The organism is Deltaproteobacteria bacterium, assembly GCA_016235345.1.
Classification (GTDB): domain Bacteria; phylum Desulfobacterota; class Desulfobacteria; order Desulfobacterales; family Desulfatibacillaceae; genus JACRLG01.
In genome coordinates this window covers 109,750-133,029 of the sequence record JACRLG010000015.1, presented here as the reverse complement: position 1 = coordinate 133,029, position 23,280 = coordinate 109,750, and the positions used below count along the sequence as shown (strand labels likewise).

18 protein-coding genes are annotated in these 23,280 nt (G+C 57.3%); 12 read left to right on the top strand and 6 right to left on the bottom strand.

Going from position 1 to position 23,280, the window contains the following annotated elements; genetic code table 11:
* Positions 1-145 precede the first annotated feature (145 nt).
* From HZB23_07895 to alaS, 4 genes are all read left to right on the top strand, one after another.
* Positions 146-610, top strand: coding sequence for a phosphatidylglycerophosphatase A (locus HZB23_07895; GenBank protein ID MBI5844573.1), 465 nt, complete (start codon positions 146-148; stop codon positions 608-610).
* A gap of 10 nt (positions 611-620) precedes the next feature.
* Complete coding sequence (gene thpR / locus HZB23_07890) at positions 621-1,217, top strand: RNA 2',3'-cyclic phosphodiesterase (protein ID MBI5844572.1); 597 nt, start codon at positions 621-623, stop codon at positions 1,215-1,217.
* On the top strand, positions 1,211-2,284 hold the full coding sequence (gene recA / locus HZB23_07885) for a recombinase RecA (GenBank protein MBI5844571.1): 1,074 nt from the start codon (positions 1,211-1,213) through the stop codon (positions 2,282-2,284). Before thpR ends, recA begins: the two co-directional genes overlap by 7 nt.
* 133 nt (positions 2,285-2,417) lie before the next feature.
* Positions 2,418-5,057, top strand: a complete 2,640-nt coding sequence (gene alaS, locus HZB23_07880; GenBank protein ID MBI5844570.1) for an alanine--tRNA ligase — start codon at positions 2,418-2,420, stop codon at positions 5,055-5,057.
* Between the two features lie 83 nt (positions 5,058-5,140).
* Here alaS and sppA read toward each other — a convergent pair whose 3' ends face one another.
* The 4 genes from sppA to rlmD form a co-directional block, all read right to left on the bottom strand.
* Positions 5,141-6,034: a signal peptide peptidase SppA gene (gene sppA, locus HZB23_07875; protein ID MBI5844569.1), complete on the bottom strand. Its 894-nt coding sequence runs from the start codon at positions 6,032-6,034 to the stop codon at positions 5,141-5,143.
* A gap of 246 nt (positions 6,035-6,280) precedes the next feature.
* A complete protein-coding gene (locus tag HZB23_07870) occupies positions 6,281-8,119 on the bottom strand; it encodes a 30S ribosomal protein S1 (protein ID MBI5844568.1) in 1,839 nt (612 codons plus the stop codon).
* A 153-nt stretch (positions 8,120-8,272) separates the two neighbouring features.
* Positions 8,273-10,075, bottom strand: coding sequence for a histidinol-phosphate transaminase (locus tag HZB23_07865; protein ID MBI5844567.1), 1,803 nt, complete (start codon positions 10,073-10,075; stop codon positions 8,273-8,275).
* Between the two features lie 98 nt (positions 10,076-10,173).
* Positions 10,174-11,580 carry a 23S rRNA (uracil(1939)-C(5))-methyltransferase RlmD gene (gene rlmD, locus HZB23_07860; GenBank protein MBI5844566.1) on the bottom strand — a complete coding sequence of 469 codons (1,407 nt, stop codon included), beginning with the start codon at positions 11,578-11,580 and terminating at the stop codon, positions 10,174-10,176.
* A 109-nt stretch (positions 11,581-11,689) separates the two neighbouring features.
* Here rlmD and HZB23_07855 point away from each other — a divergent pair, with 109 nt between their 5' ends.
* Positions 11,690-12,418, top strand: coding sequence for an alpha/beta hydrolase (locus HZB23_07855; protein MBI5844565.1), 729 nt, complete (start codon positions 11,690-11,692; stop codon positions 12,416-12,418).
* Between the two features lie 59 nt (positions 12,419-12,477).
* Here HZB23_07855 and HZB23_07850 read toward each other — a convergent pair whose 3' ends face one another.
* Positions 12,478-13,689 carry a DegT/DnrJ/EryC1/StrS family aminotransferase gene (locus HZB23_07850; GenBank protein MBI5844564.1) on the bottom strand — a complete coding sequence of 404 codons (1,212 nt, stop codon included), beginning with the start codon at positions 13,687-13,689 and terminating at the stop codon, positions 12,478-12,480.
* Positions 13,690-14,097: 408 nt separating this feature from the next.
* On the opposite strand from HZB23_07850, the gene dctP reads away from it, so the two are divergent.
* The 4 genes from dctP to HZB23_07830 all read left to right on the top strand — a co-directional run bounded on the left by dctP (position 14,098) and on the right by HZB23_07830 (position 20,324).
* The gene (dctP, locus tag HZB23_07845; GenBank protein MBI5844563.1) at positions 14,098-15,450 is read left to right on the top strand and encodes a TRAP transporter substrate-binding protein DctP; all 1,353 of its coding nucleotides are present in this window, start codon (positions 14,098-14,100) and stop codon (positions 15,448-15,450) included.
* Between the two features lie 724 nt (positions 15,451-16,174).
* Positions 16,175-18,772, top strand: coding sequence for a leucine--tRNA ligase (locus HZB23_07840; protein ID MBI5844562.1), 2,598 nt, complete (start codon positions 16,175-16,177; stop codon positions 18,770-18,772).
* Positions 18,773-18,919: 147 nt separating this feature from the next.
* Entirely contained in the window at positions 18,920-19,468 is a 549-nt protein-coding gene (locus HZB23_07835) for an LptE family protein (protein ID MBI5844561.1), read from the top strand.
* A gap of 1 nt (position 19,469) precedes the next feature.
* The gene (locus HZB23_07830) at positions 19,470-20,324 is read left to right on the top strand and encodes a methyltransferase domain-containing protein (protein MBI5844560.1); all 855 of its coding nucleotides are present in this window, start codon (positions 19,470-19,472) and stop codon (positions 20,322-20,324) included.
* 162 nt (positions 20,325-20,486) lie between these two features.
* Here HZB23_07830 and rpsT read toward each other — a convergent pair whose 3' ends face one another.
* Entirely contained in the window at positions 20,487-20,762 is a 276-nt protein-coding gene (gene rpsT / locus HZB23_07825; GenBank protein MBI5844559.1) for a 30S ribosomal protein S20, read from the bottom strand.
* A 230-nt stretch (positions 20,763-20,992) separates the two neighbouring features.
* On the opposite strand from rpsT, the gene HZB23_07820 reads away from it, so the two are divergent.
* From HZB23_07820 to HZB23_07810, 3 genes are all read left to right on the top strand, one after another.
* The gene (locus tag HZB23_07820) at positions 20,993-21,760 is read left to right on the top strand and encodes an AAA family ATPase (protein ID MBI5844558.1); all 768 of its coding nucleotides are present in this window, start codon (positions 20,993-20,995) and stop codon (positions 21,758-21,760) included.
* Positions 21,761-21,821: 61 nt separating this feature from the next.
* Positions 21,822-22,724 carry a ParB/RepB/Spo0J family partition protein gene (locus tag HZB23_07815; GenBank protein MBI5844557.1) on the top strand — a complete coding sequence of 301 codons (903 nt, stop codon included), beginning with the start codon at positions 21,822-21,824 and terminating at the stop codon, positions 22,722-22,724.
* Between the two features lie 28 nt (positions 22,725-22,752).
* Positions 22,753-23,265 (top strand): NYN domain-containing protein, encoded by a 513-nt coding sequence (locus HZB23_07810; GenBank protein MBI5844556.1) that lies wholly within the window; start codon positions 22,753-22,755, stop codon positions 23,263-23,265.
* Positions 23,266-23,280 lie beyond the last annotated feature (15 nt).

The window sequence follows — 23,280 nt, the reverse complement described above, 5'->3', positions numbered from 1 at the left end:
ACCCATCAACTAACCGGCCTCACCTGCCACTGCTTATCAGGCTAACAGGGATAATATATACTCTGTCTGTGGATTTAATATTTTTGCTCGCATATTTTAACATCTATTATTCGGATGGCAAAATTTGGCGGTTAAGAGGATGAGCATGAATAAACCTGGCGAAAGCGCGGTGTTTTGGGCAACGGGATGCGGAATCGGAAACGTGCGGCGCGCGCCCGGAACCTTCGGTACGCTTTTGGGGATACCGCTTTCCTTCGTGATCTCAATTCTTCCGCGCCCGCTCGATCTGGCCCTGCTTTTTGGGCTCATCGTTTTTTCCGTGGTGGTTTCCGAGCGGGCCTCCATGATAATGAGCCAAAAAGACCCCGGAAGCATAGTCATTGATGAAATCGCGGGCTATTGCGTGGCGGTCTTCGGGCTTCCGTTCAATTTTTCCACGGTCGCGGCGGGTTTCGTTCTTTTCCGGCTTCTTGACATTTTGAAGCCCTGGCCCGTAAGGTATTTTGACCGGAATTTTTCGGGTGGAACCGGGATTACCGCCGATGACGTGATGGCTGGCCTTTTGGCGCTTCCGGTGCTTCATCTCATGAATCATCTGAACATCATTTGACGGGTGCGCCGTGAGTAAATTTCTCCGCGCCTTTTTGGCAATAGACCTTCCCCTTGAAGTAAAAGAGGGAATTTTCCGCATAGGTCAGGAGCTTGTCGATTCCGGCGTGAAAATCAGGCCGGTGGCGAAAACCGCCATGCACCTTACGGTGAAATTTTTTGGCGACGTCACCATAAATCAGGTGGAGCTGATAAAAGCGGAAATGGAAAAATCTGCGGAAATTTTTCCGCCTTTTTCGCTTTCGGCGCGCGGCCTTGGGGCCTTTCCCGGCTATAAAAACCCGCGCGTGGTGTGGGTGGGCCTTGGGGGAGACACTCATATCCTGGAAAATCTCGCCACTGATCTGGAAAAGCGCTGGCGGGCCTTGAAGTTCCCCCCGGAGGACCGGCCCTTCAAGGGCCATCTCACGGTGGGGAGAGCCAGGGACAGGATTGACCCCATAAAAATGACCGAAGCGCTGAAAACCTTTGGCTCCCACGAGTCCGGGGCCTTTGCCGTTCGGGCGCTTACCCTGTACAGAAGTGAATTGCTACCCGGCGGGCCGCGTTACACCGTGCTCGCCTGCTCGAACCTTACCGGAAAACCCAACGAGGAAAAATCATGGTGAGAGAAAAGGACAGTTCAAAGGACGCTGAAAAAGACCCGGCAAAGGAGCGCGCCAAGGCCCTTTCCGACGCGGTGAGCCAGATCGAGCGGCAGTTCGGCAAGGGAAGCCTGATGAAACTTGGCGACAACAAGATCGAGGCCATTCCGGTCATCCCCACCGGCTCCCTGGGCCTTGACCGGGCCCTTGGCATAGGTGGCTATCCCCGTGGAAGGATAGTGGAAATCTACGGCCCGGAATCATCCGGCAAGACGACCCTGGCCCTACACGCTGTGGCCGAGGCCCAGAAACTGGGCGGAACTGCGGCCTTCATAGACGCCGAGCACGCCCTGGACGTTTCCTACGCCCACAAGCTGGGAGTCAAAACCGACGAGCTTCTGGTCTCACAGCCGGACACCGGCGAGCAGGCCCTTGAAATCACCGATGTCCTGGTGCGCTCCGGCGCTGTTGACATCATCGTCGTGGACTCGGTGGCGGCCCTGGTTCCCAAGGCCGAAATCGAGGGCGAGATGGGGGATTCCCACATGGGCCTCCAAGCCCGGCTCATGAGCCAGGCCCTGCGCAAACTTACAGCCGTCATCAGCCGGACATCGTCAACCGTAATCTTCATAAACCAGATACGCATGAAGATAGGGGTGGTCTACGGAAACCCGGAAACCACCACCGGCGGCAACGCTCTAAAATTTTACGCTTCCGTGCGCCTCGACGTGCGCCGGGGCCAGGCCATACGCGACGGCCAGGAAACCCTCGGGAACCGCACCAAGGTCAAGATCGTCAAAAACAAGATGGCCCCGCCTTTCCGTGAAACCGAGTTCGACGTCATCTATGGCGAGGGGGTTTCCAAGACCGGCGAGCTTTTGGACGTCGGGGTCGATCTCGGAGTGGTGGAAAAAAGTGGGGCGTGGTATTCGTACGCGGGCGAACGCCTTGGGCAGGGTAGGGAGCAGTCCAAGAAGTTTCTGGCGCAAAACCCGGACGTTCTGGCCAAGATCACGGAAGTGGTCAGGGAGAAAATGGCCATTTCCGGCCCTCCGCCCGTGGTTCCACCCGATGATATAATGGACGAATGACGTATTTATTGGTAAGAGGCAGAAAGCCTTTGAACTCATCAGGGGCGGGAAAGGGCGGCCAAGGCTCTTTCCCGCCTTTTACTTAAATTCCAACTTCGCGCGATTTTCACAGCGACTAACAAACGAGGCTTCAATGTACAAAACCGGTAACGAAATAAGGTCGCTTTTCCTGGATTTTTTCAAAGATCGAGAGCACAGGGTGACGGTGTCCAGTTCCCTCGTGCCCCAGGACGACCCCACCCTTTTATTCACCAACGCGGGCATGGTTCAGTTCAAGCGCACCTTTCTGGGGGAGGAAAAGCGCGACTACGTGCGGGCCGCCACCTCCCAGAAATGCGTTCGTGCGGGCGGCAAGCACAACGACCTGGAAAACGTGGGCTACACGGCCCGCCATCACACCTTTTTCGAAATGCTGGGAAATTTTTCCTTCGGCAATTACTTCAAGGAGGAAGCCATAGAATACGCCTGGGACCTTCTCACCAACGTGTTCAGGCTCCCGAAGGACAAGCTGTGGATCACCGTTTTCCGCGACGACGACGAGGCCCACGGAATCTGGCGCGACAAGATGGGCGTGCCGGACAACCGCATAGTGCGCCTAGGCGAGAAGGACAATTTCTGGGCCATGGGCGATACCGGCCCCTGCGGCCCATGCAGCGAAATTCACATAGACCGTGGCGAAAACCTCGGCTGCGGCATTGCCACCTGCGGCGCGGACTGCGACTGCGACCGGTTCCTGGAAATCTGGAACCTTGTTTTCATGCAGTATAACCGTGACGCATCGGGCAAAATGACGCCCCTTCCCAAACCTTCCATCGACACTGGCATGGGGCTTGAGCGCATCGCATCGGTCCTGCAGAACACGCCCACCAACTACGATTCCGATATCTTTTCGCCCATTTTTGCCGAAATCCAGAAACTCTCCGAAAAGGCGCTGGGAGCGGACGCCGCCGACGACGTGTGCATGAAGGTTATAGCCGATCACAGCCGGGCCGCCGCGTTTCTCATCGGCGACGGAATTCTTCCCTCAAACGAGGGTCGGGGCTATGTTCTGCGGCGCATCCTTCGCCGGGCCATCCGCTACGGCCGCCAGCTGGGGCTAACAAAACCCTTTCTCCACGACACGGCGGGAGCCGTGGCGAAGGCCATGGCCGAACCCTACCCGGAACTCGGCCAGAACATGGCCTTTATCGGAAATGTTCTTTCAAATGAGGAAATCCGGTTCCGGGAAACCCTGGATCACGGGCTTTCGGTTTTGAACGAGGCATTGGAAGAGCTTGCCGCCAAAAACGAGACCGTGATTCCGGGCGATGTGATTTTCAAACTCTACGACACCTATGGCTTTCCGGTGGACATAGTGGAGGACGTGGTTCGGGACAGGAACATCACCCTCGATCACGTGGGGTTTACCGCCGCCATGAACCGGCAGCGCGAGCAGAGCCGCACGGTTGTCAGCTTCGCCGGGGCCAGCGACGCGGTGAAGGAACTGACTGCTGCGGGAGTTAAAACCGAATTTCTGGGCTACACCGGTACAACCGCCAAGGGACGAATCCTGCTCCTCATGGCCGATGGAAAGGCCGTGGAAAAGGCGGTGGAAGGGGATTTGATCGACCTTGTTAGCGACCGGACCTCCTTTTACGGCGAATCGGGCGGCCAGGCGGGCGACCAAGGTCTTATCACCGGGCCGGGCGGCGAGATGCAGGTCACGGACACCAGAAAGGATCCAACGGGCCTTTTCATCCATCACGGAAAAATTTCGCGCGGAAGCCTTTCCAGGAATGAGCCCGTCAATCTTGCCGTCAACGAAGACAGGCGCAGGGCCACTGCCTTGAACCACAGCGCAACGCACCTTCTTCACGCGGCCCTGCGGGCGGTTGTGGGGGATCACGCCAAGCAGGCCGGAAGCTTCGTGAACGCGGAGCGCCTGCGTTTCGACTTCACGCATTTTTCGGCCCTTACCGATGAAGAAATCGCCGCCATCGAGGCTGCTGTCAACGAAAAAATCCGGGCCAACGCGGCAATCTGCACCACCGAGATGGACGCAGCCGCTGCAAGGGCCAGCGGGGCTACGGCCCTTTTCGAGGAAAAATACGGCGACCGCGTTCGGGTGGTGGAAATGGGCGATTTTTCAAGGGAGCTTTGCGGCGGAACTCACACCGGGCGCACCGGCGACATCGGCTCGTTTTTCATCGTCTCGGAAAGCTCGGTTGCTGCGGGCGTGCGGCGCATAGAGGCCGTTACGGGGCAGGGGGCCTACGACTACGCCAAGGAGCGCTTCGCCCTTCTGAACTCTGCTGCGAAGCTCCTGAAGGACAAGCCGGAAGCCGTACCGGAGCGGGTTGAAAAACTTCTCTCCACAATAAAGGAGAAGGAAAAGGCCCTTTCGGACCTGAAGGTCCGCATGGCCGCAGGCGAAACCGGGGCGGGCTCGGCGGATATCATCAAAGAGATAAACGGAACAAAGGTGATTTCACGCAAGGTTGAAGCCGACAACCAAAACGCGCTTCGAGAAGCCGCCGACAGGTTCCGGGACAAGATCGGAAGCGGAGTGGTGGTTCTGGGCAGCGCCTTTGAGGGTAAGGTTTTTCTGGTGGCCATGGTCACCAAGGACCTTGCGAAGAAATTCCACGCCGGTAACATCGTGAAGGAAATCGCGGGCATGGTGGGCGGATCGGGCGGAGGAAGGCCGGACATGGCCCAGGCGGGCGGTACAGACCCTGCGAAACTCGACGAGGCCCTTGAAAGGGTGTTCGGAATAGTGGCTGAAAAGGGCTGATGTAAGGCTGGTTTCCTTGCCGCATAAAAGCAAAGGGGCGGCCGTCTGGCCGCCCCTTTGCTTTTATCAATATTGCGCCTTTTTCAGACGGGGGGCATCCACAGGTAAGCAAGCAACGGAACCGCTGAGGTTGCGCCTTCCATCACCTTCGAGGCCGATTCCATCATTTTTTCCAGGCCCGCGAAGCGGCTGCGGTTGGCGTAAATCACGGCGGGGTCTTCACCCAGGCCGCCAAGCTCTCCGGCCCAGGCAATGGCGTCTTCCATGTTGCCCAGCCTGTCGATGAGCCCAAGCTCCTTGGCCTTTATCCCCGTGAATATCCTGCCGTCCGCAAGCTGGAGCAGCTTTTCCTTGTCCATCTTGCGGCCCTTTACGATGTCGTCCACAAACTGCATGTACATGGCCTGGATGGTTTCGTTCAAAAAGGCGCGCTCATCGGCGGTCATGTCCCGGAAGGGAGAGCCTATGTCCTTGAACTTGCCGCTTTTGATGACAACTGGTGAAAGCCCCACCTTGTCCATCAGGCCCTTGGCGTTGGTGTAGGCCATGATTACGCCGATGGAGCCGGTTATGGTGCCCGGGTTGGCCATGATGCCGGAGGCGCAGGAGGAGACGTAGTAGCCCCCTGATGCCGCCACCGAGCCCATTGACACGATGACCTTTTTTTCCGCCACGGTTTTTTTGACTTCGGCGTAGATTTCCTGGCTTGGGCCCAGGGAGCCTCCGGGCGAATCGACGCGCAGCACAATGGCCTTTATCTTGTCGTTTTTCCTGAAATCGGCAAGGCTTTCGACAATTATTCGGGAATCGGTGATGGTTCCGTCAAGCTCCACCACTCCGACCTTGTTTGAAAGCCCGGTTCCGAACCTTCCTCCCGACGCGGCCACCGTTATGAGTGAAAGGGCTACCATGCCGGACATGAAAATGCCGACAAGCACGAGGAAGGTGAAAAGCAACGGATGGCGGCGGGAGAACATGGGGGCCTCGCTAAAAAAACGACGTTGCACCGCATATTCTGCGGTGCAACGTCATGGGGGATTGCTTGAAAACACGGTGAAAAAAGACTCGAACAAACAACCAGTTAAAGCAGGCTATACGTGCAGCCTGGATAAAAACGATGAAGCGCAAGGAAAGCGGCAACGCCAATGAGCAAGTGTACTTTTCGTACATGGCGGAATTGGCGTTACCGCCTGACACAGCAATTCGCGTTTTTAGACGGGCTGCTATTCTTCTTCTTCCTCGCCCTTTTGCCCCTTGATCTTTTCCTGGAGGGAGAGTTTCAGGGCCTCGCCCAGGGCGGAGCCGGAAGACTTGGCGTTGGTGAGATAATCGGCCAGATAGGAATCCTCTTCATCGGATTCCAGACGCTTGATGGAAAGGCCGATGCGGCGTTCCTTGGGATTGATGTTGACCACTATGGCGTCAACATCCTGGCCCACGTTGTAGAGGCCAACCGGGGTCTTGATCTTGTCCTTGGAAACCTCGGACACATGCACAAGGCCTTCGATGCCTTCCTCAAGCTCCACGAAGATGCCGAAATCGGTCACCGAGGTGACAAGCCCCTTGATGCGGGTGCCTACGCGGTAACGGTCTTCAATGGTGGCCCAGGGGTCGGGGGTGAGCTGCTTGATTCCAAGGGAGAAGCGCTCGTTTTCCTTGTCGATATGCAAAACGATGGCCTGGACCTCGTCGCCCTTCTTGTAGATTTCGCCGGGGTGGTTGACGCGCTTGGTCCAGGAGATGTCGGAGATGTGGACCAGTCCGTCGATTCCCTCATCGATTCCTATGAACATGCCGAAATCGGTGATGTTCTTGATCTTGCCCTCGATGGTGGTGCCCACCGGGTACTTGTCGGCGATGACATCCCAGGGGTTGGGCGCGACCTGCTTCATGCCGAGGCTGACCCTGCGGTTGTTGGGCTTGATGTCCAGAACCACCGCGTCCACCATGTCGCCAACCGAGACAACCTTGGACGGGTGGCGCACCTTTTTGGTCCAGCTCATTTCGGACACGTGGATCAAGCCCTCGATGCCCTCTTCAAGCTCGACGAAGGCGCCGTAATCGGTGAGGCTCACCACCTTGCCGGAAACCTTGGTCCCAACCGGGTAGCGCTCCATTGCCAGCGACCACGGATCGGGCTTCAACTGCTTCATGCCAAGGGACACGCGCTCGCGCTCGAGGTCGAGATCGAGAACCTTCACGTTGATGGTGTCGCCAACGGAGAAAAGCTCGTTGGGGTGCTTCACACGGCCCCAGGAGATGTCCGTGATGTGCAGAAGGCCGTCTATGCCGCCAAGGTCCACGAACACGCCGTATTCGGTGATGTTCTTTACCTGGCCCTGCATGACCTTGCCGACGTGGATGGCGGACAGGGTGGTGGAGCGCTGGGTTTCGCGTTCCTTCTCCAGTATGACCCTGCGGGAAAGCACGATGTTGCTGCGCTTGCGGTTGTATTTTAAAACCTTGAAAGTGAAGGTCTTGGAAACCATTGCATCCAGGTCGCGCACGGGCCGCAGATCAACCTGGGAGCCGGGCAGAAATGCCTGGACCCCGATATCCACTGAGAAGCCGCCCTTGACCCTGTGGGTGATGACGCCGGTGACGGTGCCGTCTTCCTCGTAGGCCTTCTTGATTTCTTCCCAGACCTTTATCTTGGACGCCTTTTCCTTGGAGACGATGACGCCTTCCTCGTCGGATTCCAGGCGTTCCACCATGACGTCCACCTCGTCGCCAACTTTGGCGCTCATGGTGCCGTCAGGCTCGTAGAACTCACGAATGGGGATCATCCCCTCGGATTTGTATCCGATGTCCACCAGGACGAATTCCTTGTCCACCTGGACTATGCGCCCGTGGACAACCTCGCCTTCGTCGAAGCGCTTGAAACTCTCCTCATAGAGTGTTTGGAACTCGGATGGGCCGGTGTCTTCGGCCTCGTCATCCAGGTTCATCCTGGTCGTAACCATCGCCTTGGGCGAGGGCTTCTTCACGACCTCATCCATCTCGGTATCGGTTTCGTTGTTACGTTCCTCTACCACCAGTTCGTCCATTTCCGTATCGTCCATCAAAAGAGGTACCCCCTTCACGAGATTTCGCCCGGACCGCTTCGGGCGTTGCTGCATTTTAAAAACGAATCCTCATAGCAGATAAATCGAGGCAAGTCAAAAGACATTTGATGGCCTTGCGTAAAGGGCTGTCAACTTGTCCCTGGTTACTTTTCAGGAAAGGCTTTCGACCCTTTCAATCATCGCTTCCACCACCTCTTCTATGGTAAGGGCCGTGGAATCAAGAATAACGGCGTCTTCTGCGGGTTTCAGGGGCGCAAGGGCTCGTTTCGAGTCATTTTCGTCCCGCTTTTCCATGTCCCGCTCGACATCAGAAAGGCTTACGCTTGAGCCCTTTGCCAGCAGTTCCTGGTATCTGCGAAGGGCGCGGATTTTTGGATCGGCCCTGAGGAAAAATTTTGCGGAAGCATCGGGAAAGACCACTGTTCCGGTGTCCCTGCCCTCGAAAACCGCGCCGCCGTCCTTTCCAAGCTCCCTTTGGACCGACAAAAGCCAGGCTCTGACGCAGGGACGCGCGGAAACTGCGGATGAGAGCATGGAGATTTCAGGGGTGCGAAGAAGATCTGTGATGTCGCGGTCCCCCGCAAAAAGCCTGGAGCCGTCGATTCCCGGCCTGAAGGCGAGGGACGTCCTGTCGCACAGACCGGCAAGCCCTTGGTCGTCGTCGGCGGACACCCCGGCCTCGCGGGCGATCACCGCAAGGCCCCGGTAGAGCGCGCCTGTGTCCACGTAGGTGAAGCCAAGCCTTTGGGCGAGCAGTTTTCCCACGGTGGTCTTGCCCGCTCCGCTTGGGCCGTCTATGGTGACGATGGGCGGCCTGCGCCCGGAGCCTTTGCCCATGACCTTGGCGAAGGCTTCCAGGAACCTTTGGTTCTCATCGGGTTTTCCCACGGATACCCTGATGTACCGGGGCATTCCGTAGGCGTTCATGGCCCGTATGATGACCCCCTCCCGGAGCATGGCGTTAAAAACCTCCTTGCCGTCCCTTGGGGATACGTCGATCAGAAAAAAATTGGACTGGGTCTCGTGATAGGAAAAACCAAGCTCCGAGAGGCCCCGATAGAGGAAATCCAGGCCTTCGTGCACGGTTTTCAGGGTTTCGGCCACGTAGTCCTCGTCTGTAAGCGCCGCGATGGCGGCCTCCTGGGCCACGAGGTTGGTATTGAAGGGAATGCGGATGCGGTTCAGATACCCTGCGATTTCCGGATCCATGATACCGTAGCCCACCCGGAGGCCCGCGAGGCCGTAGAGCTTGGAGAAGGTCCGAAGCACCACCACCCGTGGGTCTTTTCCGATATAATCGAGGCCGTTGACGCCAAGGGGGTCGCGGGCGAACTCCACGTAGGCCTCGTCCAGAACCACCAGCACATTTTCCGGCACATCCTTCAAAAACGTCTCGAACTCGGATTTTTTCAGGTGCGCGCCGGTGGGGTTCAAGGGGGTGTTCACGAAGATCATCCGGGTTTTTTCGGTGACGGCCCGGCTCATGGCAAAAAGGTCCGGGAAAAGGCCCTTCAGCGGGACCTTAACGGCGGTTGCCCCCTCGGAGGCCGTTGCGATGGGGTACATGAGAAAGCAGGACTCGCTCATGACGGCCTCATCGCCGGGCTGGAAGAACACCGTGGCCAGCATCTGTATCACTTCGTCGCTGCCGTTGCCGAGAACCAGCGTCGGTTCGGGAACCCCAAGTTTTTCGGCGAGCCGGGCGGTGAGGACCCGTGCCGCCGAATCCGGGTAGCGGTGCAGGCGGGAAAGCGCGGCAGTGGCCGCCTGAACAGCTTTTGGAGAAGGCCCCAGCGGATTTTCGTTGGAAGCGAGCTTGATGGAATTTCTGATTCCAAGCTCCCGCTCCAGCTCCTCTATGGGTTTTCCCGCCTCGTAAGGTGCGATTTCATTGAGGTACCCCGGAACCGTGGGAACCGTTTTCCCGACTGTCGCGCCATTCTTGGGATTCATGAGATAGACGTCCTTCACGTTCTTTCAAATTTTGAAGCCTGGATATTTTTCATATCAGCAAAAACGCCTACATTCCACTGCCGACCGCCCAATGCTTTTCACGACCGCCGGACCAGCCTAGCCACGCACTCCACGTGAAAGGTGTGAGGAAACATGTCCACCGGCTGGACCTTTTCCACGTCGTAAACCCTGGACAGCACAGCAAGGTCGCGGGCCAGGGTGGCCGGGTTGCATGAAACGTAGACCAGGACCGGCGCGGCAAGGGAGCATAGCCTGTCGGTGACGTCCGGGTGCATTCCACTCCTGGGCGGGTCGGTGATGACGACGTCGGGCTTGAAATCAAGGCCGCCTATGGCGTCCTTTATGTCAGCCGCCTCGAACCGGCAGTTTTTGACGCCGTTCCGCTTCACGTTCTGCCGGGCGTCCATCACTGCGTCTTTCACCACCTCGAGCCCGAGAACCTTAGATGCCTTGTCCGAAACCCACAGGGCGATGGAACCTATGCCGCAGTAGAGGTCCAGCACCTTCTGCCCGCCGTCCAGGCCCGCGAAGCAGGCCGCGACGTCGTAAAGCCTCTCTGCCTGCTGGGGGTTGGTCTGGAAAAAGGAATTGGCCGAAACCGCGAAATCGAAACGGCCCAATTGGTCCATGAGAACCGGCTGGCCGAAGAGGATGTCCTCGCTGCCTCCCGATGAAACCTGGGCGCGCCTGTCCGTCACGTTGTTCACGACAGATACGATGGTGGGAAATTTCCTTGTAAGGTCCCTGGCCATAGGAACAAGAACGTCGGAGTTCCGGCTGCTGGTCACAAGGTTCACCATCCATGATCCGAAGGCGCGGCTTCTGCGCATCATCACGAAGCGCCAGAACCCCTGGTGGCTTTTAAGGCCATAGGCCGGAAGGCCCGAAGCCTTCATCTTCTCCTTCAGGTAGGGCAGGATGAGGTTGCCTTCCTCGTGCTGCAGAAGGCAGGCGTCAACGTCCAGAACCTTGTCGAAGCAGCCCGGAATGTGCAGCCCGCAGGCGAAATCGGGGCCTTCGCCGTGTCCCGGCCCGCCCGCTGCGGTGAGCTCTTCGGGCATGAGCCAGCGGCGGGTGGCGCAGGAAAACTCCATCTTGTTGCGGTAGCCGAAAATCTGGTCCGAAGCCAGGGTGTCGCCCACGGGAACGTCCTTTAAGCCGCCTATGTGCTCCAGGGCTTCCCTCACCTGGTCGCGCTTGTATTCGAGCTGGCGGGCGTAATCCAAAAACTGCCACTTGCATCCACCGCAGACGCCCACGTAGGGGCAGGGGGCAGGAACCCGGTCGGGGGAAGGATCGAGAAGGGCCATGACACGGCCCGTTGCCCAGTCCTTTTTCCTGCGGGTGATGAGGGCCTCCACCCGGTCGCCCGGAACGGCCCCTTCGATGAACACGGCCATTCCGTCAACCCGGCATAATCCGTCGCCGCCGAAGACCGTCTTTTCAACGGTCAGTTCCAGTCTTTCGCCCTTCTTTACAGACATCACTCATCCAGTCGTTTATTAAGTAAAAGCGTCATTTCATGAAATTTCCGAACTGTCCTCAGCTTGACGGGCTTTACTCCGGGCCGGGCTGCGGAGTAAAATCAGCCGCATGAAGACTATAAAGACCCTCGAAATCGAAATCCCCGTTGACGGCCTTGTGCTTTCGGCCTTCCTTCACATGCCGGATGTTCCGGCCCCGCCCCTGGTGATCGGCTGCCACGGGCTTTTCGCGGACGCCGAAAGCCCCAAGCAAAAGGCCCTTGCAGGCGCGCTTGCGTCAAAGGGCATCGCCTTTCTGCGCCTCGATCACCGGGGCTGCGGAAAAAGCGGCGGCGATTTCAAGCGGGACACCACATTTCCGGCCAGGCTCGGCGACCTGAAAGCCGCCCGCGCCGCAATGAAGGCCAGAGGCGACTTAGGCGGTATGGTCGGGCTTTTCGGAAGCAGTATGGGAGGCGCGGTCTGCCTATCCTCGGCGTTTAATGATCCTGTGGCCGCCCTCTGCATTTACGCGGCTCCCGCCCATTTCGCCCCGCTGGCCGGGGTGCTTCGGTCCTCCGGCGACGACAAAAGACTCTCCCCCCGATTTTTTGCGCCGGAAAACGCGTTCGATCTTCCAGACGACCCGCTTGAAACCGGCCCCATCCTGGTTTTCCATGGAGACCGCGACCAGGTGGTTCCCGTGGCCCACGGGCGGGAAATATACGAAAGGGCCGCAGGGCCGAAAAGCATCGAAATCTTTGAAGGCGGCGATCATCCCATGAACGATCCCGGCCATCAGGCCCTTTTCCTCGAAAGAGCAACAGCTTTCTTCAACCGATACCTCAATGGCCTATAAAAAACCATGACCCCGGCATTTGCCGGGGTCATGAGGTTTCCGGGCAGGCCGTTGTTTTCCTACTTGCACGCTCCCCAGGAAAGAAGGGCGTCGATGATCTGGCTCTGATCCGCCCTTTCAAGGTAGGGGTGCATGGGCACCGAAAAGACCTTGTCGCAGACATCGTCGGAAACCGGGAAATCGCCCAACTTGTAGCCAAGGTAGGCGAAGGCGTCCTGGCGGTGCAGGGGCTTCGGGTAATAGATGGCCGTGGGCACGCCCTTTTCCTTCAAGTGCGCCAGCACGCTGTCGCGCAATCCCGCCTCCTTGACCGCAAGGGTGTATTGCGCGTAGACGCTGAGATATCCCGCTGGAATTTTAGGCACCGTGTAAAGGCCGCTTGCGGAAAGACCCTCGGAATAGCGCCTGGCCACTTCCTGGCGGCGGGTGACCTCGTCCGGGAAGATGTTGAACTTGGAAAGCAGTATGGCAGCCTGGAGGGTGTCGATCCGTCCGTTGATGCCGATTCTGACGTTGTCGTACTTGTGCCCGCCCTGGCCGTGGACCCTGATGGAGCGCATGACCTCGGCAAGGGCCAGATCGTCGGTGAAGACCATGCCGCCGTCGCCGTAGCATCCAAGGGGCTTGGCCGGGAAAAAGCTGGTGCAGCCCACTTTTGCCAGCGAGCAGGCCTTTTTGCCCTTGTACTCGGCCCCGAAGCTCTGGGCCCCGTCTTCAATGACCGTAAGGCCGTGCTTGTGGGCAATGGCGTTGATGGCGTCGTAGTCGGCGCAGAGCCCGAAAAGGTCAACCGCGATCACGACCTTGGGCTTCATGGCGCAGGCCGTGGCCAGAGTCGTCACCTTTCCGTCCGTGCCCGAAGCGCAGGGAAAGGGCAGGGGGTGCTTTTTCGGGTCGCCTGCAAGAAGGGCCTCGATGGCGGCCTCAAGAGCTTTTGGCGACATGTTGTACGTGACGGGATCAACATCCACGAAGACCGGGGTTGCCCCCAGAAGGCTTATGACCTCGGCGGTGGCCACGAAGGTGAAGGGCGTGGTGAACACCGCGTCGCCGGGCCCCACCCCAAGGGCCATTAGGGGCATGAGAAGGGCGTCCGTGCCCGAACTGCAGCCTATTGCGTGATCGGCTCCAACGTAGGCGGCCAAATCCTTTTCAAGCTCCTTGACTTCAGGCCCCTGGATATAGGCCCCGTGGGCGAGAACTTTTTTGATTCGCTCGTTTACGTCGTTCAAGATTCTTTTCTGCTGTGCGGCAAGATCGATAAATTGCATGGTCACCCCTTTATGGCGGCAAATTGGGTTATTAAGCGGAGCATGGTTCTTTTCCCTTTTTAAGGGAACCCGGCAAAGGAAAGAAATGCCCCGATTTTCCTCCTGCACCATTTTCGGGAAAGCGAAAAATGTAAGCACCTTGCGCTCCCGATAATATGAGAGTCCGAATGCTCTCACACCCGCGTTTTCCGGTCAAGGACAAAAACGGCGCAGCCTGTACATAACCCCTTGAAATTTTCCGAATGATTTTCCTGCAAGGTCTTTCATTTCAAGGGCAATTGTTATAGTATTACAGAATTCCAAATGCTTCTCCCATCAGTCCGGCATTCGGTCCTTTTTCGGAAGTAATCCTTTTGTCTTCATGCTTTGGAACCCAATGGCAACCCACCAAGGAAAGGAGCCAAAAAAATGGCCCGTGGAAAGTTACGCCCTCTGATCCTGTTAACGCTTCTGGTTATCGGCCTTGTTCCGGCATCACAGGCCCTGGCCGAGAAACGCGCCGTCGTATGGAAGGTCGCCACCCTTGCGCCCAAGAATGTGGGCTGGGGTCAGCAGGTGCAGTCTTTGGTCGTGCCATGGATACGGGACTCCACCAATGACGAGCTGAAGTTGAAGATTTACTGGGGCGGGGTCATGGGCAACGACAACGAATATCTCCAGAAAATGAAGATTGGCCAGCTCCAGGGGGCGGGGATATCCGGGGCAGGGGCCAATCTGGCTTGCCCGGAGCTTTCCGTGCTGGGCCTGCCCTTTCTTATCAGGAACTACCAAGAGGTGGATTATCTCCGTACCATGATGTTCGCCACCTTTGACTATTATTTTGATCAAAGAGGCTACAAGATGCTCATGTGGATGGACCAGGACTTCGACCAGCTCTATTCCACGCGCTTTCCGATGAACACCCTGGAAGATTTCAAGCGCTGCAGGTTCCAGAACTGGTACGGCCCCCTGGAAGCCGCCACGGTGAAGGCCCTGGGCGGGCAACCCATTGTCACCACGGTCATAGAGGGCCACTCAGCCTTTAAAAGCGGAGTGATCGACACGGCCTTCGCTCCTGCCGTTTATTATGCCGGAAGCCAGCTTTTTCAGGTGATGAAGTACGTGAATCCCCTGAATATACGCTATGCCCCGGCACTCATAGTGATCACTGAAAAAGAATGGAGCGCGCTTCCCGAGGAATACCAGGACAACCTTGACAGCGCGCGCGGCAAGGTCCAGGCGGCCTTCGTAAAGGGCATCCGGGATGAAAACAAGCGCGCCCTGGAGGGCATGATCAAATACGGAATAAAGCACACCGAGTTTGCGGCGGAAACCAGGGCTGAGGCCATGAGGCGCACCCGCCCGGTCTGGGACCAGCTTGCAGGCAAGCTCTACCCCAGAAGCCTTCTGGAAGAGGTTTTAAAGTATCTCGAAAGCTTCAGGGCCGGAAAAGCCATAAAGACTCCTCGTTTCAAGGCAGGCGCGTCAACCGGTGCCAAGCCTCCCGTCCCGGTCGCCTCCCCGGCGGCGGTCCAGCCCGTGCCTGCGGCAAAGGGCGGAGATTCGGATACTTCAGAGTTGAGCGCCTGGGAAAAGCGCAAGATACAGGTGCGCAAGGTTCAGGAAAAGCTCGCGGCCATGGGGTACTACAAATCGGATATCGACGGCGTCTTCGGCCCCATAACCCAGGAGGCCATTCTCGATTACCAGGAAGCCAAGGGCCTGATCGAAAGCGGAGCGATCGACCGCAGGCTTTTGCGTTCAATGGGTATCGCCAACTAGCGGCGTCGTATGAAGATGGCTGGCGGGAAGTTAATTTATCCCGCGCCATTGAACAAGTTGGGGGGATGAAGGCCGTTGACCGGCTTTCATCCCCCCTTTGTTTTTGCGCCTGTTTCGGTCAGGTCAGGCGGAAAGTCACATCACATGGAAAATAGCGCCGGGATGAAGCTGCTTCCTCCATCAGTTTTTGATCTGAATCGGACATCTTTTTCTTCGAGGGATTTTCAGGCGTGTCAGATGGGCGGAGCGATGGTCACCAGAATGCGCTTGTCGGTATCCGCCTTTACTCCGTGGGGCTCCGCAATGTCGCAAACCAGCATATCCCCCTTCCTGGCGGAAAGCGCCTTTTCATCCGCGCCCAGAAATTCGCCTTCGCCTTCCAGAACCAGTATGGATAATTGCCCTCTCCAATGAGAGTAACGGCTATGGCCACCGCGATGGTTGCCATGCCAAGCCTTACGGATAAATTTTTTCCATTTGAATGCTCCTTTTCTTCATTCCATTCGGGACCAGGAATCCTGCTCCCTTTCCGTTACCCCTATATATTGCGCGTGCGATGTGAATATTCAACCATGTATTCCGGGGAGCTGGAGGGCTCGGACATTTAAACCCGGACATGATTATAAAGACCTTTCGGGTCGCTTGCCAACCGGGCCGACTTGTGCAATGAAGGAAGTTTAAAAAATGAGTCAGGGTCCATTCATCCACAAGGAAAACAAAGCTCATGGAAGAAAGATACAATCCGGCCCAAATCGAGGCCAGGTGGCAGGCGGAATGGGAAAAAACCGGGCTTTTCAAGGTTATCGAGGATGAGTCACGGGAAAAGTATTATCTCATGGAGATGTTTCCCTACCCGTCGGGAAAAATCCACATGGGCCACGTGCGCAACTATACAATCGGCGACGTGGTGGCCCGCTACAAAAGGATGAAGGGCTATAATGTGCTTCATCCCATGGGCTGGGATGCATTCGGAATGCCCGCCGAAAACGCGGCCATTTCCAACAACACCCACCCCGCCGCCTGGACTTATGAAAACATAGCTTACATGACCCGGCAGCTCAAAAAAATGGGCTTTTCCTACGACTGGGACCGGGAGCTTGCCACCTGCAAGCCCGAATATTACCGCTGGGAGCAGTGGCTTTTCCTCAAAATGCTTGCGCGTGACATGGCCTACCGCAAGGAGGCGGACGTCAACTGGTGCAACACCTGCCAGACGGTTCTTGCAAACGAGCAGGTGGAAGACGGCTGCTGCTGGCGTTGCGGCAAGGAAGTGGCCCCCAAGAAGCTTAACCAGTGGTTTTTCCGCATCACGAGCTACGCTGACGATCTTCTGGATTATTGCAACAAGCTCCCCGGTTGGCCCGAAAAGGTCCTCACCATGCAGGCCAACTGGATCGGAAAAAGCCACGGGGCGGAGATTGTTTTTGCGATGGAGGGCAGGAGAGAGACCATAAAGGTTTTCACAACCCGCCCGGACACCCTTTTCGGGGCGACGCTAATGGTGCTTGCACCGGAACATCCTTTTGTCAGGGAGTTCTGCGCCGGAACACCCCAGGAAGCGGCTGTCCTTGAATTCGTGGAGCGCATGGCCAAGCCCGACAAGGTGCGGTACGAGGACAAGGACCTGGAAAAAGAGGGCGTGTTCACGGGCGCATTCTGCATAAACCCGGTGAACGGGCGCAAGATGCCCGTCTATTCCGCGAATTTCGCCCTGATGAGCTACGGCACAGGTGCGGTGATGAGCGTTCCGGCCCACGACCAGCGCGATTTCGAGTTCGCCCGCAAATACGATCTTCCCATAATTCCGGTGATAATGCCCGAAGGCGAAACCCTTGACGCCGCCGCCATGACCGAAGCCTACACCGGCCCCGGTTTCCTGGCCAATTCCGGCGAGTTCGACGGCATGGCCAATGAGGCCGCCAAGGACGCCATCTGCGCCCATCTGAATCAACGGGGGATAGGCGGAAAAACCGTCAATTTCAGGCTCAGGGACTGGGGCATCTCCCGCCAGCGCTATTGGGGTGCGCCCATTCCGGTCATCCACTGCAAAACCTGCGGAATAGTGCCCGTGCCGGAGAGCGACCTTCCCATTCTTCTCCCGGAGGACGCAAACCTTCTGCCGGGTGGAAAATCGCCGCTTCCCGATCATCCTTATTTCGCCAAGACCCGCTGCCCCAGGTGCGGCGACGAAAACGCGCGCCGGGAAACCGACACCATGGACACCTTCGTGGAGTCCTCCTGGTATTTCGAGCGCTACTGCAGCCCGCGCTGGGACAAGGGCATGTTCGACGAGAAGGCCGCCGCATACTGGATGCCCGTTGACCAATATATAGGAGGCGTGGAGCACGCCATCCTGCACCTTCTGTATTCGCGCTACTTCACCCGCGTATTGCACGACTTCGGCCTCGTGCCCTTCAAGGAGCCCTTCACCCGACTGCTCACCCAGGGCATGGTGTGCAAGGAAACCACCCACTGCGAAAAGGACGGCTATCTCTTCCCCCAGGAGGTGGAGGGAACCGGCGAAAAGCGCACCTGCAAAAAGTGCGGTGGGCCGGTGGTTGTTGGGCGCAAGGAGAAGATGAGCAAGTCCAAGAAGAACGTCATCGACCCGGGGGACCTCATCGACCGTTACGGAGCGGACGTTGTGCGGCTCTTCTGCCTTTTCGCGGCTCCGCCGGAGAGCGATCTCGAATGGAGCGAGCAGGGGGTTGAAGGCGCTTCCCGTTTCATGAACCGGGTTTGGCGCATGGTTTTGGGCTGGAAGGACAAAATCGCCGGAATCAAGCCGTACAGGGGCCCTGTGGCCGATCTGCCCGAAGACGCGGCGGCCCTTTACCGCAAGACCCATAAGACCATAGCCAAGGTCAGCCGGGACATCGAGGACCGCTATCACTTCAACACCGCAATCGCGGCCCTTATGGAACTCGTGAACGTGGTTTATGAGACCGACTCCCAGGCGGGAACCTCAAAGCTCTTCAACCGGGTAATGGCTGGAGCGGTGGAAAGCACGGTGACCCTGCTCTCTCCCATGGTTCCGCATTTTTCCGAGGAGCTTTGGGTGGCCCTGGGCAATGCCCCAAGCATTCTCGACACCCCCTGGCCTTCCTTTGACCCGGAAGCCCTTGAAGACGACACCGTTCTGGTGGTGATCCAGGTCAACGGGAAACTTCGCGGAAAGATCACGGTTTCCGTGGATGCCCCGGACGAGGATGTGAAGGCCCTGGCTCTGGAAGACGCCGGGGTAAAAAAATTTGTGGACGGCAAAACCATCCGCAAGGTGGTTTATGTCAAGAACAAGCTGGTGAACGTGGTGGTTGGCTGACGGAGGCTTTGTTTGCAAGCTATGAATCATTACGCCTTCGAAAGCTGAAAGGCTTTTGAAATGGCATGGTCTTTCCGGCTCCCTCTTTTCATTTGATTCCGTAAACCATCGCCCGGGCTTGACGCCGGGTTAAAAACATGAGGCTGGATGCATAAAATCATTTCAAGGTTCGCGCTGGTTCTTGTTCCGGTCATAGCGGTATCGGCCCTGTCATGCGGTTACAGGCTCGGTGGCGGCGATGTCGCATCGCCTTCCGGAGCTTCGGGGGGCCTTCGGCGGAGCGTGTTCGTGAACGTTTTCGATAATGACACCATCGAAAGCGGCCTGTCCGTAATGGTATCGAACGCGTTTTCCAGGAGGTTTTCCGCCGGGGGGCGCTTCATTCCCGACCGCACGGGGGCCGATCTCACGCTCACCGGAAGGGTGGTTTCGCTTACGGATCAAAGCTCGGCAAGAAAGGCCGGGGGGGATTCCGTGGAGCGCACCCTTCGTATGACAGTCGCCGTGTCTCTTGGCGACAAGGCGGGAAAGGTGGTTTTCAGCCACCCAAGCCTTGCCGATTTCGAGAATTACACGGTGCTTTCAGGCGATACGCTTACAACCGAACAGAACCGCCAAAACGCCCTTTTAAGGCTTTCCGAGCGGCTTGCCCAGAAGGGCGCTGTTCTGGCGGAGGCATCCTTGGAGGGATTTTAAGATGCAAACCGACTCATCCGATAAGATCAACGAGGCATTTTCCATAGTTGGCAACGACAAATTTCCCCGCTCCGGCAAGTACGACCCCATGTGGGTGCTGGAAAACCAGATGGGCCCCAACGCCCTCTGGCTTCTGGAATGGCTGTGCGAAAAGATGGATTTCAAGCCCGGAATGCGGGTCTTGGACCTTGGCTGCGGAAGGGCGCTCACCAGCGTTTTCCTCGCCCGCGAGTTCGGCGTCAAGGTCTGGGCAGCGGATTTGTGGATTGACCCGGATTACAACTGGCAACGTGTGCTTGAAGCAGGTTGCGGCGATTCCATCTGCCCCGTGCGCTGCGAGGCCCATGCGCTTCCATTTGCCAAGGGGTTTTTCGACGCAGTCGTTTCAATCGACGCCTACCAGTATTTTGGAACCGACGAGCTTTACCTGGATTACCTCTCCCGGTTCCTCAGGCCCGGAGGCCAGATCGGGGTGGTGGTGGCGGGACTTGCCGCTCCCTTTGAAAACGGGGTGGTGCCGGACTACCTTTTAGAGCCCCAGTCAAACGGGAAGGTATTCTGGTCGGATGGTTGCAGGTGCTTCAAAACCGCCGAGTTCTGGCGTAATCTTTGGGCCGGCAACGCCAAGGTGGCCGACGTTTCCGTCGACACCCAGCCGGAAGGCTGGAAGGACTGGCGGGACTTTGAAAGGGCCATCGAACTGGCCGGAAAGGGGATTTTCCCCTCAGAGGCCGAGGTTCTTACCACCGACGGCGGGCGTTACATGGGCTTTCACCGGCTTGTGGCGCGAACCAGCGGACTGGATGACGTGAACATCTATGACTCCAATCTCGGAGCCAAGGTGGGAATTTACTAGACCCTAAACCGGGGCGCATGGCGAAAATTCCGCCGTGCGCCCCGCTTCCATTGGAAAAAGGCGATAGGGCCTTGAACGCAAAAAGGCGTAAGGGCTTCCCGATAATTTCGGAAGCCCTTACGCCTTGATTTATTAATGCAAAAAGCAGGAACGAGGGGCGGCTTAGGAAACCTGGGCTTTTGCCTTGTTCAACTGCTTGGCCAGCCTGGAAATTTTCCTGGAAGCCTTATTCTTATGTATTACGCCCTTGCCCGCGCCCTTTGCTATGATCGACTGGGCGGTGGAAAGAGCGGTGGAGGCGGCCTCAAGGGCGTTTGCACCCACTTTTTCGGCAAAAGCCTTCACCACGTTCTTGATACGGGTTTTGGCCGAGCGGTTGCGAAGTTGCCGAAGTTTGTTCTGTCTGACTCTTTTTAATGCGGATTTATGGTTTGCCAACTGAAAATGTCCTCCTTTGTCAGTACGTTATCGGGTTTGATGCTGCCAATAAACGATAAGCATGTACGGATAGCCCAAAACCAGAAGCATGTCAAGAAAATTAAGGCGCGATTCGGGGCGGCGGAGCATGAAAGTCGGCAGGCCGCCCTTCATCTGCTTTTTCAAATATTGTTTTCCGGCTCTACATGTTGCGCTTTTCAATAAGGTTCAATTGTGGTAGGACGGCAGCCATGAGCCAGATAATCTCGATAGCCAATCAAAAGGGAGGCGTTGGTAAAACCACCACCGCCACGAATCTTGCCGCCGCCCTGGCCCTTTCGGGCAAGCGGACCCTCCTGGTGGACCTCGATCCCCAGGGAAACGCCACCACGGGGCTGGGCCTGGACAAAAAGGCCCTGGAAACCACCTTCTACCATGCCCTCATGGGGCAGGCGGCCATAACCGACGTTGTGCGGCCCACGGAAATAAAAAAGCTGTCCGTGGTTCCGGGCCGGGTGGAGCTTGCCGGGTTCGAGGTGGAGTTCGTGGACAGGCAGGGCCGCGAGCAGGTGGTCAAAAACACTCTGGCCGCTGTGGCGGACGCTTACCAATATATAATAATCGACTGCCCGCCAGCCCTGTCGCTTCTCACCATCAACGCCATGACTGCGGCTGACGCCCTTATCATCCCGCTCCAGTGCGAGTTTTACGCCCTGGAGGGCCTTGGCCAGCTTGTGGCAACCATCCGCAGGATAAAGCAGAGCCTGAACCCGCGCCTGGGAATAATGGGAATACTTTTAACCATGTTCGATTCCCGCGTCAATTTAAGCCATCAGGTTGCGGAGGAGGCGGACAAGCACTTCAAGGACCTGGTTTTCAAGACCAGGATTCCACGCAACGTGCGCCTGGGCGAGGCTCCCAGCTTCGGAAAACCCATCTGCCTTTACGATCCGAATTCCGCAGGGGCCAGAAGTTACAAGGATTTGGCAAGGGAGATCATCAAGACCCGCGCAAAGTGAGCGGTTTTGAGGATTGAGGCTGACTTTTATTGACCCACCTTCCTTACAAGGATCTTCCTCCATGAGTACTGAAAAGGACAAATCGGCGAAACCAAGGCGATCAGCCTTGGGAATGGGCCTGGACGCCCTTTTTCCCGACATGGGGGTGGTGAGCACCAGGGAGGCTTCCGCATCATCGCCGGATCATTTTTTCTGCGACATAAATCTTCTTGCCCCCAACCGCTACCAGCCCCGAAAGCATTTCAACGACGAGGACTTGCGGGACCTCGCAGATTCCATAAAAACCCAGGGCATTATCCAGCCCCTTCTTGTGAGGCCCGATGGCAAGGGTTACGAGATCGTGGCGGGCGAGCGCCGGATGAGGGCCGCCGTCCTTGCAGGGTTGACCCAGGTGCCTGTTGTGGTGCGCAGTGTGGATAACGAGGAGCTTCTCCTCTTCGCCATCGTGGAAAACGTCCAGCGCGCCGATCTCAACCCCATGGAGGAATGCGAGGGCCTGCACAAGCTGGTGTCAGAGTTCGGCTTCACCCAGGAAGCTGTGGCCGAAAAACTCGGCAAGAAGCGCTCCACCGTGGCCAACACCCTGCGCCTTCGCAACCTGCCTGCCGTTATCCAGGACGCAGTGAGAACCGGCCTCATCAGCATGGGCCACGCCAGGGCCATTCTGGGCCTTGAAAACACGGCCCGCCAGGTTCTGGCCTTCAAAACCGTGTGCTCGAAAAATCTTTCGGTCCGGTCCACGGAAGAGCTTGTGGACGCCCTTAAAGGCGAGCGCGCCGAGGCGGAAAAACCGGCGAAGGCCAAAAGGCCCGATTCCGTTTACATGGCCGATCTGGCCGACGAGCTTTCCCGCAGCCTTGGAACCAAGGTGCAGATTCTGAAAAAGGGCAAAAAGGGGATGCTCACCATAGAGTTTTACGCTGATTCCGACCTGGAAAGGCTCCTTGCGATTCTGAAGCAGTAACCTGCAAATCCTGCGGTGCGGTGGGAAAATGGGCGTACACGTCGTAATCGACGGCTACAACATGATCTTCACCGGAAGCGCCGGGACCAGCGATCTGGAGGCGGCGCGGGAAGAGCTTGCCGGGCTTCTCACCCTTTACAAGAAGGCGAAGGCCCATACCGTAACCGTTGTTTTCGACGCCCATCATGCCCCGGTTGCCGGAGAGCGCAGCGGGCGGATAAAGGGAATTCCGGTGGTTTATTCCCCCGCCGGAAAAACCGCAGATACGGTGATCGCCGAAATGGCTAAAAGGCTTGGCCCCAAGGCCGTGGTGGTGACTTCCGACCGGGGCCTTCAGATTCGCGTGAGCCAGGCTGGGGCCGCCTTCATAAGCTGCGCAGATTTTTCCGTTAAACTCGACGAGGCCCTTTACGAGAGCATGGGCAAGGCGGACGACACCGGCGACAAGGGGCCGGTAAAGGAAGCCGACCGGAAAAAAGGCCCTGCCCGCCGCCTTACCAAGGCACGCAGAACCCTTTTGAAAAAAAGGGAAAAACTATAATATTTAAAGCTGCAC

Coding starts and splice junctions, on each gene's coding strand:
- HZB23_07895 (MBI5844573.1), top strand. CDS start 146: ATGAATAAACCTGGCGAAAGCGCGGTGTTTTGGGCAACGGGATGCGGA.
- recA (MBI5844571.1), top strand. CDS start 1,211: ATGGTGAGAGAAAAGGACAGTTCAAAGGACGCTGAAAAAGACCCGGCA.
- alaS (MBI5844570.1), top strand. CDS start 2,418: ATGTACAAAACCGGTAACGAAATAAGGTCGCTTTTCCTGGATTTTTTC.
- sppA (MBI5844569.1), bottom strand. CDS start 6,034: ATGTTCTCCCGCCGCCATCCGTTGCTTTTCACCTTCCTCGTGCTTGTC.
- HZB23_07870 (MBI5844568.1), bottom strand. CDS start 8,119: ATGGACGATACGGAAATGGACGAACTGGTGGTAGAGGAACGTAACAAC.
- HZB23_07865 (MBI5844567.1), bottom strand. CDS start 10,075: ATGAATCCCAAGAATGGCGCGACAGTCGGGAAAACGGTTCCCACGGTT.
- rlmD (MBI5844566.1), bottom strand. CDS start 11,580: ATGTCTGTAAAGAAGGGCGAAAGACTGGAACTGACCGTTGAAAAGACG.
- HZB23_07855 (MBI5844565.1), top strand. CDS start 11,690: ATGAAGACTATAAAGACCCTCGAAATCGAAATCCCCGTTGACGGCCTT.
- HZB23_07850 (MBI5844564.1), bottom strand. CDS start 13,689: ATGCAATTTATCGATCTTGCCGCACAGCAGAAAAGAATCTTGAACGAC.
- dctP (MBI5844563.1), top strand. CDS start 14,098: ATGGCCCGTGGAAAGTTACGCCCTCTGATCCTGTTAACGCTTCTGGTT.
- HZB23_07840 (MBI5844562.1), top strand. CDS start 16,175: ATGGAAGAAAGATACAATCCGGCCCAAATCGAGGCCAGGTGGCAGGCG.
- HZB23_07835 (MBI5844561.1), top strand. CDS start 18,920: ATGCATAAAATCATTTCAAGGTTCGCGCTGGTTCTTGTTCCGGTCATA.
- HZB23_07830 (MBI5844560.1), top strand. CDS start 19,470: ATGCAAACCGACTCATCCGATAAGATCAACGAGGCATTTTCCATAGTT.
- HZB23_07820 (MBI5844558.1), top strand. CDS start 20,993: ATGAGCCAGATAATCTCGATAGCCAATCAAAAGGGAGGCGTTGGTAAA.
- HZB23_07815 (MBI5844557.1), top strand. CDS start 21,822: ATGAGTACTGAAAAGGACAAATCGGCGAAACCAAGGCGATCAGCCTTG.
- HZB23_07810 (MBI5844556.1), top strand. CDS start 22,753: ATGGGCGTACACGTCGTAATCGACGGCTACAACATGATCTTCACCGGA.